The organism is Pseudomonas sp. TMW22090 (genome assembly GCF_022496665.1).
GTDB lineage: Bacteria > Pseudomonadota > Gammaproteobacteria > Pseudomonadales > Pseudomonadaceae > Aquipseudomonas > Aquipseudomonas gregormendelii.
In genome coordinates this window covers 1,146,102-1,160,241 of the sequence record NZ_SCFH01000001.1, presented here as the reverse complement: position 1 = coordinate 1,160,241, position 14,140 = coordinate 1,146,102, and the positions used below count along the sequence as shown (strand labels likewise).

Sequence of the window (14,140 nt, the reverse complement as noted above, 5' to 3'; positions counted from 1 at the left end):
GTCAAAGGCTATGGGAGGCGGGTTTGCTGGCGGCGTTGTCTGGCGCGCTGACGCCATTGAGGGCGGCGTTAAGCAGTACTGACACCAGGCAGGCGATCACCACGCTGCTGTGCAGGAACGGCTGGCTCCACTCGGGCAATTGCTTGAACAGCGCCGGGGCCAGCACCGGCACCAGGGCGGCGGCGATGGTGAAACCGACGATCAGCACGTTGTAGCGATTACGCTCGTAGTCGACCTTGGCCAGGGTCTGGATGCCGGCGGCCGCGACCACGCCAAACATTGCGATCCCGGCACCGCCCAGGGCTGCGGTCGGCATTGAGGCGATGATTGCCCCGGCCTTGGGCACCAGGGCCACGGTGCACATGAGCAATCCGCTGATCGCCACTACCCAGCGACTGCGCACGCCGGTGAGAATCACCAGGCCGACGTTCTCCATGAAGGCAATGAACGGAAAGGCGGCGAACATGCCGGCAATGGTGCTCGCCAGGCCGTTGGCGCGCAGCCCGTTGATGACCTGCTTTTCTTCCACGGGTTTGTCGACGATGTCGCCAATCGCGACGAACAGCCCCATGGACTCGACCATCTGCACAATCATCACCACCACCATGGTCGCGATCGGGATCAGGCTGAAGGTCGGCAGGCCGAAGTAGAAGGGGTAGGGCACCGTGAGCCAGGGCGAATCGCCGACGCTGCTGAAGCTGCCCATGCCCAGCCCGTAGGCCAGCGCCGCACCCACCAGCATGCCCACCAGCACCGCCATGTTGCGCAGCATCGGGCTGCCGTAGCGGTTGACCAGCAGGATGGTCAACAGCACCACGGCGGCGACAGCCAGGTACGCTGGCGCGCCGAAATCGCTGGCGTGACGCCCGCCACCGACCCACTCGTAGGCAATCGGGAACAGCTGCAGGCCGATCACGGTGACGATGCAGCCGGTGACCACCGGCGGGAAATAGCGCCGCAATCGGCCGATGAAGGGCGCGACCAGCATGGTAAAAATCCCTGCGCCGATCACCGCTCCGCAAACCCCGGCAAACCCCACCTCCGGGTTGCTGCCAATGGCGATCACCGGGCCGACGCTGCTGAAGGCCACGCCCTGCAGAATCGGCAGGCGTACGCCGAATTTCCAGAAGCCCACGGTTTGCAACAGCGTGGCGATGCCCGAGCAGAACAACGTGGTGCTGATCAACACCACGGTATCGGCCTGGGACATTTTCAAGGCGCTGGCGACAATCAACGGCACGGCGATGGCGCCTATGTACGAGACGGCCATGTGTTGCAGGCCGAGGGTGAGCATTTGGCGCACAGGTAGAACCTGGTCGACCGGGTGGATGGTTGAAGGGGGAGTGGCTGACGACATGGGAATCACCTCTTGCTGTTTTATGCTGTAGAGAGGGGTATTCGTGCTGATGCCTGATACCAGTGGGCTACCACAGGTGTCAGGCATCCGTATGCCCGGAGCCGCCATCCACCGGCTCCGATGCCGCTGTTTCAGCCTGCCAGGCAGGCGGCAAAGCCCTGGTTCAGCGCCGCGCGGTCCAGGTCGCGGCCGATGAACACGATCTTGCTGGAGCGCGGTTCGGTGCCCCACAAGGTTGATGCGCGAAACTCCACCAGGCTGTGGACGCCTTGCAGTACGTAGCGCTGGTCCTGGTCCTGCACCGCCAGTACGCCTTTCATGCGGTACAGGTTGTCGGCCTGAGCGGTGCGCAATTCACTGATCCAGCGGTGGAACGCGCCAAGGTTCACCGCGCCGTCCACGGCAATGCCTACCGACGAGACGCTGGGGTCGTGGGCGTGATCCGGTTCGTGATGATGTTCGTGGGCGTGATGGTCATGTTCGGCGCCGATTTCCATGAGTTTTTGCGTGGACTCGAAGGCGCCGATGCCGAGGATTTTCGTCAGGTCTATTTCGGCGTAGCTGGAGGTCACCAGGTCCGCCGTCGCGTTCAAGCCACGGATTTTTTCGCTCAGTGCGTGCAACTCGGCGCTGCTCACCAAGTCGACTTTGTTGATCACGATCCGGTCGGCGCAGACGATCTGGTCCACAGCCTGGTTGTCGACGCCATCGAGTTGCAGGTCTTCCAGATGCTGGGCGATGTGCTTGGCGTCGACCATGGTCACGATCGCATCCAGTTCCACTTCATCGGCGATGGGATCGTTGATGAAAAAGCTCTGCGCCACCGGGTACGGGTCGGCCAGGCCGCTGGTTTCGATCAGGATGTGGTCGAGGCGTACGGGGCGCGCCACCAGTTCGCGAACGATGCGCACCAGGTCTTCGCGGACCTCGGCGGTGCAGCACACGCACCCGTTGACCATCTCGTAGATTTCCTCGGTCTCGGAACTGAGGACCAGGTCGCCGTCGATCCCGACCTCACCGAATTCGTTCTCGATCACGGCAATTTTGCGTCCGTGGTTTTCCTTGAGGATGTAGTTCAGCAGGGTGGTTTTACCGGCGCCAAGAAAGCCGGTGAGAATGGTCACCGGGATCTTGCGGTTCGGGGTCGGGGCGTTGAATGGGCTGTTCATGTGATGCTCCTTTGGAACCAATGGGTCGGGGTACTGCAGTGTGCAAGCGAGCCTGCTCGCGATGGCGCTGGATCAGCCAATACCGATGCTGGCTGTTGCGGCCTCATCGCGAGCAGGCTCGCTCCCACAGGTTTTGTTTTTCAATGAATGAAGGTCGGGTTCACCCCAGCGCAACGCGGTGCCGGCGTCCAGGCCGAACAGGTCGAGGACCCGACCCAGGCTGTGATCGACCATCTGCGCAAGGCTTTGCGGACGGGCGTAGAAGGCCGGGACGGGCGGGGCGATGATCCCGCCCATTTCGGTGACGGCGGTCATGTTGCGCAGGTGCGCCAGGGTCAACGGCGTTTCCCGGGCCATCAGCACCAGGGTGCGGCGCTCCTTCAAGGTCACATCGGCCGCGCGGCCTATCAGGCCTGCGGAGGTGCCGGTGGCGATTTCCGCCAGGGTGCGCATGGAACAGGGCGCCACCACCATGCCCAGGCAACGAAACGAGCCACTGGCGATGCCCGCCGCGACGTCGTCTGCGCGGTGGTAGTGACTGGCCAGGGCGATCACGTCCGCCAGTTTGTAGTCGGTTTCATGGGCCATGGTCAGCAATGCGGCCCGGCTGATGACCAGGTGCGTTTCGATGTCGAGCCTGGCCAGCAACTCCAGGAGGCGCACGCCGTAGATAAACCCGGACGCGCCGCTGATACCGACCACCAGGCGCTGGCGATTCATGACCGATAACCCTGCAGCAGGCTGCGCGCGCGCTCCAGGACGGCTTGGTCGAGCTGTGCCTTGATGCCGTCAAACCCTGCGCCGCGGGTGGCGTCCAGGCCCATGCGCGAGGTGGTGCCGTTGACCGAGGACGAAGGGTCCAGGGGGCTGCCGGGCAAGCCGTCGATGACGAAGATGTCCTGATGCGGCTGGAAGTGCGTGGCCAAGGCCCAGAGCACCTGGCTGTCGTCATTGATGTCAATGTCGCTGTCCACCGCGATCACCGATTTCAGGTAAGGGTCCCAGCCCAGCAGCGCCAGCATGATCTGCCGCGCTTCGCCGTCGCGGCTCTGGTCCAGGGCCACGTAGCAATGAAAATGCGTACCGGAGTTGGGGTAGTGCACGGCGGTGACGGCGGGAAAGCGCGCCTTGAGCTTTTCGCTCATTTCCGCTTCCCGGGGCAGCCGCGCCAGGGTCAGGTGTTCGGCATAACGCCCGCCGACCACGTCCACCAGCCAGGCATCCTTGCGGCGCATCAGGGTGTCGACGCGCAGCACGTTGTTGGTCGAACGATCCGAGGAATAACCGCTGAACTCGCCAAACGGACCTTCTTCGGCATAGGCCGTCGGGTCGATCGCACCTTCGAGCACGAATTCGGCGAACGCCGGCACGCCGATACCGTAGCGTGGGGTCTTGACCAGCTCCAGCGGGGCGCCGAACAGGCCGCCGGCGACTGCCCGCTCATCGCTGCCGAAAGGTAACCGCGCGGCGGCGGCGAGCATGAACAGCGGATGAGCGCCGACGACCATGGCCACGCGCAATTCTTCCCCGCGTTCTCGGGCGGTTTGCAGCATGCGCCACAGGTGACCCCGTGAGTGCAGGCTGGTGGCGAGGGTCTGCCGGGCATGGCGCATGGAGCGGTGATAGCTCATGTTGGCGATGCCGGTCAGCGGATCCTCGGCAATGATGATCGCGTTGGTGATGTAGGGGCCGCGGTCGCTGTCGAAGTGCTTGAGCATCGGCAACAAGGCCAGGTCCACGGCCTCGCCTTCGAAAATTTCGTCCAGCACCGGGCCGGTTTCAACGTAGCGCGGTGCGATGGGCTGGTTCGCGCGCGCCTGGAACGTCTCGTGCAGTTGCGCCGCGGTGACGCCGAAGATTTTTGCGATCCGGTTGCGGGAGGCGAACAGGTTGGTGGCTACGGGCACGCCGAGGTTGCCGACCTGTTCGCAGATCAACAGCGGATCGCGGCCCTGGCTGGCGAGGGCGTCGACCAAGGCGGTGACGTCCTGGTCGGCGCTCAGGGGGTCGTGAATGGTCAGCACGTCGTCCGGGAACAACCGGCGATAGGCGTCGATGAAAACGTGGAAATCCTGGGTATCGCCAAGCGTCGAAACGGTCATGGTTTCACCTCGAAAAAAAGCAGGCGCGCAGGGTTGAGGGCGACGTTTGATCGACAAGCCGTTGGCCCGCCGGTCGATCGAATGCCGGTTCATCTTCGCGCCTGTAAAGTCGCTGTACCGCAATGTTGTGGATTGGCGCAGAACCTGTGGGAGCTAGCCTGCTGGCGATACCGGTGGGCCAGTCGACATGATTTTGACTGTGCTGCCGCCATCGCCAGCAGGCTGGCTCCCACAGGGTTCTGTGTGATGCCGATCTACAAATAAGTGGTAGTCAGGCGGATGTCCGCCTCGATCAGGTCCTTGGGTGGCGGCGTCGGTTCGATGCCGCACAGCCGGGCGATGTTGTTGCCCAGGTAGTCCTCCAGATGATCCTCATCGATGCCCAGGCCTTGGGGCGCCGGCGAGCACAACACCTCCAGTTCCCGCAGCCACATGCCCGGTTCGTTGGGTGGCGAGTCGGTGCCGAACACGATCTTGTTGCGCGGCAGGTCCTTGGCGAACTCGACGATCCGCGACTGGAAGCACCAGCCTGATTCGCAGTACACGTTGGGCGTGTCCATCGCCATCCAGAACGCTTCGAACGAGTAATTGCCGCCGGTCTGGATGCCGAAGTGACCGATGATGAAGTTCACCATCGGGAACTCGCGGATGATCGGGTAGAACATCGTCGGGATGGTGTACGGGCCGTCGCCGGTGTGGATCAGCACCACGATGTTGTACTTGGCGCAGACCTTCATCGCCGGGCGCAGCCAGTCCAGTGCGCGATCGGGGCGATAGCCGTGCATGTTGGCGTGCAATTTCAGCATCTTGAAGCCGTATTCCTTGATGTGGAATTCCAGCTCCGCGGCGCCGTTTTCCGGTCCCCAGCGCGGGTTGAAGTTGAAGTTGCCGATGAAGCGATCGGGGTATTTCACACAGAGTTCGGCAATGTACGACATGTAGTCGCGCACGCCTTCGCGGCCCCGGCGGTTACCGTCGCGATAGCCGGTGTTGCCCGGTGGCGGCTGGATGAAACCCATGTCGATGCGGCGAGGTTTGCCGTTGATCATGTAGGGGCCGTCCATCAGCTTGAGCATGCGCTCACCGGTGAAGGGTTCGCCCGTGTGGCGCCAGGCCTCGTCGACCAGGTTGGTGGGGTGCAGATGGGTGTCGATGATCATCGATTCAGCTCCTGGCCAATGGGGTGGTGACGGGGCGCTTGAGTTGCGCCTCGGCTTCGGACACGGAACGCGGCGGCGCAGTCGGCTCGAGGCCGATCATCCGTGCGGTGTTGTTGCCCAGATAGTCTTCGAGGGTGTCCTCGTCGAGGTTCAGGCCCTGCGGCGGCTCGTGGCACAGCACTTCCAGCAGGCGCAGCCACATGCCTGGCTCGTTGGGGGGGGTGTCGGTGCCGAAGAGGATTTTGTGGGTGGGCAGCACCTTGGCGAATTCGACGATCCGCGATTGCAGGCACCAGCCTGATTCGCAGTAGACGTTGGGCAGTTCCATGGCCCATTGCATGGGTTCGAACACGTAGACGCCACCGGTCTGCACGCCGAAGTGCGCCATGATGAAATCGACGTTGGGGAATTCCTTGATCATCGGCACCCATTCCGACGGGATGCTGTAGGGGCCATCACCGGTGTGCAGCTTGACCGGGATGCCGAGCTCGGCGCATTTCTCGAAGGCCGGACGCACCCAGTCCAAGGCGCGGTCCGGGCGATAGGCATGCATGTTGGCCTGCATTTGCACCATCTTGAAACCGTGTTCCTTGACGTAGCGTTCGATTGCTTCGACGCCGTTCTGCACCCCGCAACGGGGGTTGTAGACGAAGCAGCCAATGAAACGATCCGGGTAGGTCTGGACCATCTTCAGGGTGTAGGCCATGTAGGCGTCGATGGACTCGCGACCTGTCAGGTCGCCGTCGGTCCAGGTGTAGATGGTGTTGCCCTGGGGGGGCTGGATGAAGGCTTTGTCGATGCGGCGAGGTTTGCCGTTGACCATGTACGGGCCATCCATCATCTCCAGCAGACGCTCGCCGGTGAACGGGTCACCGTCATGCCTCCAGGCGAGGTCCACCAGATCGGTGGGATAGCAGCTGATATCGATGATCATTGAAGTCGATCTCCTGATAGCGGAAAGGGAACCTTGCGGTTCGCTAGCAGCCACGTCCGGGCAATCGGCCATTTCTATGCGCAGCAGGCTGCGCATTCCCTCGCCTGGTCGCATCCGGCTCGGGACGCTGGCTGCTTGGGGAGGAGTATTGGAAGGGGGGGTAGGGTTCGTACAATATTAATTGGGCAGGGGGGTGATATGCGTTCGATATGGTTTCGTATTGACTGGGCGGGCCTCATCGCTGGCAAGCCAGCTCCCACAGGTTTTTGTGTTGTCAGAAAGACTGGGTCAACAATTTAATCCCTGTGGAAACTGGCAAGCCAGCTCCCACAGATTTTTGTGTTGTCAGAAAGACTGGGTCAACACTTTGATTCCTGTGGGAGCTGGCTTGCCAGCGATGGCGTCAGGATTGTGTACGCAAGGCCAGCTGCTTGATCACCTCAACCACTGGCGCCACGCGCTCGGCTTGCCCCGGCGGCCACACCGCATACAAGTTGTAATGCGCTGGGATCTGCGCGGTGTTCAGTTCAACCAGGCGCCCCGCGCGCAACGCATCCGCCGCCAGCAGCCCACGCACCAATCCCGCACCGACCCCCGCTTCAGCCGCTGCAATCAGGTTCGCCGCATTATCGAAAATAACCCGCGCGGCCGGCTCGGTGGGGGTTAATCCTGCGGCATCCAGCCACGGAATCCACGACCGGCGCGTGTAGCCCAGCAACGGCAATTGCAACACCTGCGCCGGCGTCATCGGCAGCTGCAGAGCGTGCAGCTCAAGCAGTCCGGGGGAGGCCACCGCCATGACCCGGTCACCGCAGATCTGCGTCATCTCGCAGTCCTCCCAGTCGCCATAGCCATAGCGCAATGCCAGGTCCACCCGCTCGAACGAAGTGCGATCCGAGCGTGGCACCGACAGCATCACGACTTCATGCCCGGGCAGTAAATCCAGAAGCTCGGGCAAGCGTGGGTTGAGCCAGCTCTGCGCCAGCTCGCTGTCGACATCGAGCGTCAGCCGCTGCGCCACGCTGCGGTTCTTCACTGAGGACAACGCGCGGTCGATTTGTGCCAGGCCGTCAGAGAGCACGCTGGCGAACAACTGGCCGGCATCGGTCAGGTTGCTGCCACCGCCTTCGCGCACGAACAGCGGCTGGCCGATGAAGTCTTCCAGGGCACGGATCTGCTGGCTGATGGCGCTGTGGGTCAAGTCGAGCTTGCGCGCAGCGCTGGAAAAACTGCCGCTGCGCGCAGCCTGGATGAATGCGCTCATGGACTGTACCGACGGGTATCGTTTGTACATGCTGTTAGTCCTACTTACACAGGGTGGCAGAAATCGTCGCTGGCCCGATTGGCCTGGGGTTACCACTATTCGATCACCAGGCCCGCACAAAGACGGGCCGCTCTTTTGGAGCCTGACAATGATCGAATTCACGGTAAACGGCGAACGACACGAGCTGGTAGAGACTGCGCCCTCCATGCCCTTGTTATGGGTGTTGCGTGACCACTTGAAACTCACCGGCACCAAGTTCGGCTGCGGCATGGGGCTGTGCGGTGCCTGCACGGTGCACCTGGACGGGGTCGCAGTGCGTTCCTGCCAGTTACCGGTGGCGGCGGTGGCGGGGCACAGCATCACGACCATCGAAGGCTTGTCGCCCACCGGGCAGCATCCGCTGCAGCTGGCCTGGGTTGCCGAAGATGTCCCGCAATGCGGCTACTGTCAATCCGGCCAGATCATGTCGGCGGCGGTGCTGCTCATCACCGGGGCGGCGGTCACCGATGAGTCGATCCGCGATGCGATGTCCGGGAACCTGTGCCGCTGCGGCACGTACGGGCGCATCAACAAGGCGATCAAGCGCGCAGCCAATGCGCCGAAGGAGGCGTGATGACGATCACCCGGATCGAGCTGCCGCGCCGGCAGTTTCTCAAGCACAGCGCCACCGTTGCTGCGGGTATGGCGGTTGCCTTCTACCTGCCCGCCGGCATCAGCGCCAGCGACCCGAAAGCGCCGGCACCTGCCACTGCCTTTGAGCCGAATGCCTGGGTGCGGGTATTGCCCGATGGCACGGTCAAACTGGTGGTGCACAAACACGATTCCGGCACCGGCACCCACACTGCACTGGCCGCGTGCGTGGCGGAGGAGCTGGACGTCAACCCGATGACCGTGCAGGTCATCTCGCCGGAAAACCCCTTCTTCGAAACCTATATCCACCCGGTGTGGAAAGTCTATTCCACCGGGGGCAGCACCAGCGTGTCGCTGGAGTTTGATCGCTTGCGTATGGCGGGTGCCACCGCTCGAGCATTATTGATCGCGGCAGCGGCGAGGCAGTGGCAGGTCAGCCCTGACAGCTGCACCACCGAGGAGGGCCGGGTGGTCCACAGCACCAGCCAGCGCAGCCTGGGTTATGGCGAACTGGCGAGTGTGGCCGCGCACTTGCCGGCGCCCACAGCCGTCAAGCTCAAGGACCCCGCGCAGTTCAAGTACATCGGCAAATTGCGCCATAAACGCGATGCGGCGGCGAAGGTCTGCGGACGTTTCAAGTACAGCATCGATGTGCAATTGCCCGACCTGTTGGTGGCGCTGATCCTGCGCACCCCGGTGGTGGGGGCGAAAGTCTTGAAGGTGGACAGCACTGCAGCATTACAGGTCCCGGGTGTGCGCAAGGTGATCGCTGTACCGGGCCGTCCCGACGTGCTCGGCGGCAATCAGGAAGGTGTCGCGGTGTTGGCCGACACTTACTGGGCCGCGCAGCAGGGGCGGGCGCTACTGGTGGTGCAATGGAGCGAGTCGCCCCTCGCCGGGTTCGACAGCGATCAGCTGGCCACAGCCCAGGCGGCGGCACTCGCTGATAAAACCGCGCTGCGGGTCACGGCGATGCAGGCGGGTGATGTCGATGCTCAATGGCCGGGCGCGGCGCGGCTGCTGGAAGCTGATTACCGCATGCCCTGCAAAGTCCAGAACCCTCTGGAACCGATCTGCATCACCGCCCAGGTCAAGGACCACGCCATCACCTATTGGGGCGGCGTGCAGGTACCGTCTTCGGCATTGGAGGCGGCGCACGTGGTGTGCCGTATCGCCAAGGACAAGGTCACCATCAATGAGATGGTCTCCGGTGGCAGTTTCGGCGCACGGGAGGCCAAGTACTGGCTGTTCGAAGTGGCGTACCTGGCGCAACAGGCCAAGGTCCCGGTGAAGCTGATGAACAGCCGTGAAGATGAAATGCGCTCGCTGTTCATGCACCCGGCCACGTTGCACAGGGCCAAAGGCGCACTGGACGCCCAGGGCCGCCTGACGGCCTTGCGCCTTGAAGCCGTGTCGCCGGCCTCGCCGGAGCAGTGGGAGCCGGGCTATTTTGAACGGCCTGACCGAATGGACTACAGCACCACCGAAGCGCTCACCGCGTGGGACTTTGCGTATCGACCGGCGAACCTGGACCTGGTCTGGGTCAAGCACGAAAGCCAGGTGCCGAGCGGCTGGTATCGCTCGGTGAGCTTCATCCCCAACGTGTTCGCCGTGGAAAGCTTCATGGACGAGCTTGCGCAGGGTGCGGCAGAGGATCCCCTGGCCTTCCGGCTGGCACACATGCACGAGCGGCCGCGTCATGTCGCGGTGCTCAAAAGTGCCGCCGAGCGTGCGGGTTGGGGTCAGCCGCTACCGGAAGGCACGGCCCTGGGGATTGCCACCAATCAGGGTTACACCAGCTATATCGCCGTGGTGGCGCGGGTGGCCAGAAAGGACGGAGTGATTCGCGTGGAGAAGCTCACGTGCGTGGTCGATTGCGGTCTGGCCGTGTCGCCTGGCGGCGTCGAGGAACAGATCTACGGCGGCCTGATGTGGGGCCTTGGTCACGCGCTTTTTGACCGCATGGACATCAAGCAGGGCCAGGTGGTGCAGAGCAACTTCCATGATTACCGGGTGCCGCGCATGTCCGACATGCCGCAGGTAGACATCCTGGTGCTCGACGGCGAACCGGGCAAACCAGGGGGCGTCGGTGAGCTGGGCAGCCCGTCGGTGGCCCCGGCCATTGCCAACGCGCTGTTCAGCCTGACGGGCGTGCGTCAGCGCTCGACACCACTGACTCTTGGGTAAGCCGCCATGGACCTGCGCTTGTTGCGGTATTTCATGGCCTTGGCCGAAGAGCTGCATTTCGGTCGGGCTGCGGCGCGGTTGCACATCTGTCAGCCACCACTGAGCCAGCAGATCCGCCTGCTGGAGGAAGAACTCGGTACGCCGCTGTTCGAGCGCAGCCACCATCGGGTCGAACTGACGGCGGCGGGGCAGATGCTCAAGGAGCAGGCGCCCCTGGTGTTCGAACAACTGAACCGCGCGCTGGACCTGACCCGCCAGACCGGTCGCGGCCAGTTGGGCGAGCTGGAGATCGGCATGATCAGCTCGGTGATGGTCGGCGTGCTGCCGCGGGCCCTGCACCTGTTTCGCGAGCGCTATCCGCAGGTCAACTGGCGGTTGCACGAGATGACCCCGGCGGCTCAGGTCAAGGCCTTGAAGGAAAAGCGTATTGACGCCTGCGTGTTTCGGGTCGGCTACGACGATCCGGGCCTGCGTAACGAACTGCTGATTTATGAGCCGATCCGGGTGGTCATGCCGGTGGACCATCCATTGGCGCAACGCGAACTGCTGGCGCCCGCCGACCTCGCGGCAGAACCTTTCGTGGCACTGGAACTCAAGCAATCGAGGTTTGCCGATTTTCTCTTCCAGTGTTGCATCAAGGCCGGCTTCACCCCGCAGATCCGCCAGCAGGTGATCGAGGTACAGACCTTGCTCAGCCTGGTCCGCGCAGGGTTCGGGGTGGCCTTGCTGCCAGCCTCGATCGAACAGCTGGCGCCCGCCGGGCTGGTGTTCCGTCGGTTGAGCCCGGCTCTGCCCGAGGTGCCGCTTTACGCCACCTACCGCGCCGACGATGAATCGCCGGTGCTGAAGCTGTTCCTGGATACGTTGCGCGAGTTGGTCGTCGAAGGCGCGACCCGGTAGACGCTGCCTAGGGCTGTGGGAGCAAGCCTTGCTCACACAGCTGCTACAAGACTTATTCGCACTTACGCCAATGGCTGCGGTCGACATCTTCACAGAGCACCACGGGTTGGTGCGGATATATCAGTGGAGATCCAATGAGCCAGGACGTCCTGACCACCGAAACCAATCGCCGCCATCTCCAGCAGATCATCGCTGGCCTGTCCGACGGGGTTATTTTGCTGGAGCTAGACCAGACCATCATCTGGGCGAACGAAGCTGCACTGTCCATGCATGGCGTCGAGCAACTGGGTGACCTGGGTGCCAATGCCCAGGAATACGCCAAGCGCTTCGCCCTGCGTTATCGCAACAACCATCCGGTAGTGTTCGACAATTATCCGATCAGCCGCGTGGGCCGTGGCGAGACCTTCAGTGACGTGTTGGTGGAGGTGACCCCCACCGATGATGAGGAGCGCACCTGGGTGCACAACGTGCGCAGCCGGGTCCTGACCAACAGTCGCGGCGATCCCGAGTCGCTGGTGCTGATCATGGACGATGTCACCGAATGGGCCAGCGCCGAACAGCGCTTCGAACGGACCTTCAACGCCAACCCCGCGCCGGCGGTGATCTGTCGCCTGAGCGATCTGCGCTATATCAAGGTCAATGCCGGTTTCCTGGAAATGACCGGTTATACCCGGGATCAGGTGATCGGTGCGTCGACCTACGAGCTGGACATTCTCGAAGGGGCCGAGCGCCGGGAACTGGCCATCGAGCGCCTGCGCGAGCACGCCACCATTCCGCAAATGCAGGCCGAGCTGTCATTGCCCGAGGGCGGCAGCAAGCAGGTGATAGTGGCTGGTCAGCCGCTGGCGTTCAACGAGGAAGACTGCATGCTGTTTTCCTTTGTCGACATCGAGCCCCGGCACAAGGCCGAAGTTGCGTTGCGCCAGAGCGAGGAGCGATTTGCCAAGGCGTTTCGCCTGTCGCCGGTGCCGATCCTGGTGTGCGGGGCTGCCGATCAGGTGGTGATGGATGTCAACGAAGCGTTCCTCGACACCTTTGCCTATCCGAGTGAAGAAGTGCTGGGCAAAACGGTTGCCGACATTGGTTTCATTCATGACAAGGGGGCCCAGACCCGTCTGTTCGCCGCCCTGGAAAAAACCGCAAGGCTGGACCGCATCGACGTCGGCATGCGCAAGAAAACGGCTGAACTGCTCGACTGCGCCATCTCGGCCGACACGGTGAATATCCAGGACCATCCGTCTTACCTGCTGGTGATGATGGACATCACCGAGCGCAAGCGCACCGAGCTGGAACTGGTGGCGGCGATCGAGGAAGTGATGAAGGACGCATCCTGGTTCAGCCGGACGCTCATTGAAAAGCTCGCCAACGTGAAGAGCGTCAATTCACCAAAACTGCCCAGCGTGTCATTAGCCGAGCTGACGGCACGCGAACGCGATGTGCTGGGGTTGATCTGTGAGGGCCTGGCCGACAAGGAGATTGCGGCGCGATTGAAGCTGGCACCCAACACGGTGCGTAACCATGTGTCGACCATCTATTCCAAGCTTAATGTCCACAGCCGCAGCGAGGCCATCGTCTGGGCACGGGAGCGGGGATTGTTCTCGGGGGAATGGCGCACCAAGGGGCAGCGCTAGGGGTGCAAATGCACTAGGTGATGGGGTGCAAATGGGTGTGTCTGGCGACTCGTCCTGTTCGTAGTCTGGGAGGGTGCGATACAGGTGCTGGAAAAACCTGTGGTGCCCCAACGGTACATCTCAAGGAACAGCAACATTGATAGCGAAAACATCGACATATCGATCCATTTTGCGCCAGTGCCAAGGTGAATCCCTATGATTTCTCTCGTGCAATTGCGTACGCAGTTGGAGCAGAGCTTCCCTCCGCTGGCCTGTGACTGCAGCCTGACCGGCGACAATTCGCTCACGGTGAAGCTCTATCACCCGACTTCAGGTCAGGTCGACCTGGTGGTGAGCGGGTTGAGTGTCGTCAATCTGCGAACACCTGATGCGGTCGCCGCGCTGGTCGAAGAATTGCGTTATGAACTCGAGAGTAACAACTTGCGCCAATTGGGCCCTTTATAGTCCAAAGCGGCCATTTACTGGCGTTGGCGGCAGGCTAGGCTATAAGAAATGCGAAGGTATTATTTTCTGTAACCAGCGCGCGGCTTCGCGATGTTGTCGTCAGGTTGCCGAAAGTGTCGATAACTTACCGCAGGTCAGCCTATGAAAAGTCTTGGGAAACGCGTTTTTTCGCCGCTGTCGCTTGCCCTTTGTGCACTGATCCTTGGTGGCTGCGCCAGTCCGCCTCCGCCGCCGCCCCCACCGGCACCGCCACCTCTGGAACGTACGTGCGAAATGATCGAAAGCACTGATGTCCAGGGCGACGTGCGTGGGGAGAACGGGCAGGTTACGCGAGTGACCGAGCTGACCCGGTGCGTCACCCA

The 14,140-nt window shown here is 62.4% G+C and carries 12 protein-coding genes; 5 read left to right on the top strand and 7 right to left on the bottom strand.

All coding sequences use genetic code 11. The features are described from left to right. Nucleotide 1: 1 nt before the first annotated feature. The 7 genes from EQV97_RS05300 to EQV97_RS05270 form a co-directional block, all read right to left on the bottom strand. On the bottom strand, nt 2–1,357 hold the full coding sequence (locus EQV97_RS05300; RefSeq protein ID WP_240888578.1) for a nucleobase:cation symporter-2 family protein: 1,356 nt from the start codon (nt 1,355–1,357) through the stop codon (nt 2–4). Nucleotides 1,358–1,488: 131 nt separating this feature from the next. Continuing rightward, nucleotides 1,489–2,526: a GTP-binding protein gene (locus EQV97_RS05295; RefSeq protein WP_122839635.1), complete on the bottom strand. Its 1,038-nt coding sequence runs from the start codon at nt 2,524–2,526 to the stop codon at nt 1,489–1,491. Nucleotides 2,527–2,598: 72 nt separating this feature from the next. Then, on the bottom strand, nt 2,599–3,246 hold the full coding sequence (locus EQV97_RS05290) for a UbiX family flavin prenyltransferase (RefSeq protein WP_240888577.1): 648 nt from the start codon (nt 3,244–3,246) through the stop codon (nt 2,599–2,601). Then, nucleotides 3,243–4,628: a UbiD family decarboxylase gene (locus tag EQV97_RS05285; protein ID WP_225568433.1), complete on the bottom strand. Its 1,386-nt coding sequence runs from the start codon at nt 4,626–4,628 to the stop codon at nt 3,243–3,245. Before EQV97_RS05285 ends, EQV97_RS05290 begins: the two co-directional genes overlap by 4 nt. Before the next feature lie 254 nt (nt 4,629–4,882). After that, nucleotides 4,883–5,788: an amidohydrolase family protein gene (locus tag EQV97_RS05280; protein ID WP_045060517.1), complete on the bottom strand. Its 906-nt coding sequence runs from the start codon at nt 5,786–5,788 to the stop codon at nt 4,883–4,885. 4 nt (nt 5,789–5,792) lie between these two features. Next, nucleotides 5,793–6,722, bottom strand: coding sequence for an amidohydrolase family protein (locus EQV97_RS05275; protein ID WP_122839637.1), 930 nt, complete (start codon nt 6,720–6,722; stop codon nt 5,793–5,795). A gap of 403 nt (nt 6,723–7,125) precedes the next feature. Next, nucleotides 7,126–8,016, bottom strand: coding sequence for a LysR substrate-binding domain-containing protein (locus EQV97_RS05270; RefSeq protein WP_240888576.1), 891 nt, complete (start codon nt 8,014–8,016; stop codon nt 7,126–7,128). Nucleotides 8,017–8,134: 118 nt separating this feature from the next. On the opposite strand from EQV97_RS05270, the gene EQV97_RS05265 reads away from it, so the two are divergent. The 5 genes from EQV97_RS05265 to EQV97_RS05245 all read left to right on the top strand — a co-directional run bounded on the left by EQV97_RS05265 (nt 8,135) and on the right by EQV97_RS05245 (nt 13,778). Further along, entirely contained in the window at nt 8,135–8,599 is a 465-nt protein-coding gene (locus EQV97_RS05265; protein WP_240888575.1) for a (2Fe-2S)-binding protein, read from the top strand. Further along, nucleotides 8,599–10,803, top strand: a complete 2,205-nt coding sequence (locus tag EQV97_RS05260; RefSeq protein WP_240888574.1) for a molybdopterin cofactor-binding domain-containing protein — start codon at nt 8,599–8,601, stop codon at nt 10,801–10,803. The genes EQV97_RS05265 and EQV97_RS05260 overlap by 1 nt, the downstream gene beginning before the upstream one ends. A 6-nt stretch (nt 10,804–10,809) precedes the next feature. Continuing rightward, nucleotides 10,810–11,703, top strand: a complete 894-nt coding sequence (locus EQV97_RS05255; protein ID WP_122839641.1) for a LysR substrate-binding domain-containing protein — start codon at nt 10,810–10,812, stop codon at nt 11,701–11,703. Between the two features lie 134 nt (nt 11,704–11,837). Further along, nucleotides 11,838–13,334 carry a helix-turn-helix transcriptional regulator gene (locus tag EQV97_RS05250; protein ID WP_122839642.1) on the top strand — a complete coding sequence of 499 codons (1,497 nt, stop codon included), beginning with the start codon at nt 11,838–11,840 and terminating at the stop codon, nt 13,332–13,334. 195 nt (nt 13,335–13,529) lie between these two features. After that, a complete protein-coding gene (locus EQV97_RS05245; RefSeq protein ID WP_122839643.1) occupies nt 13,530–13,778 on the top strand; it encodes a DUF1652 domain-containing protein in 249 nt (82 codons plus the stop codon). The last annotated feature ends 362 nt before the right edge of the window (nt 13,779–14,140 follow it).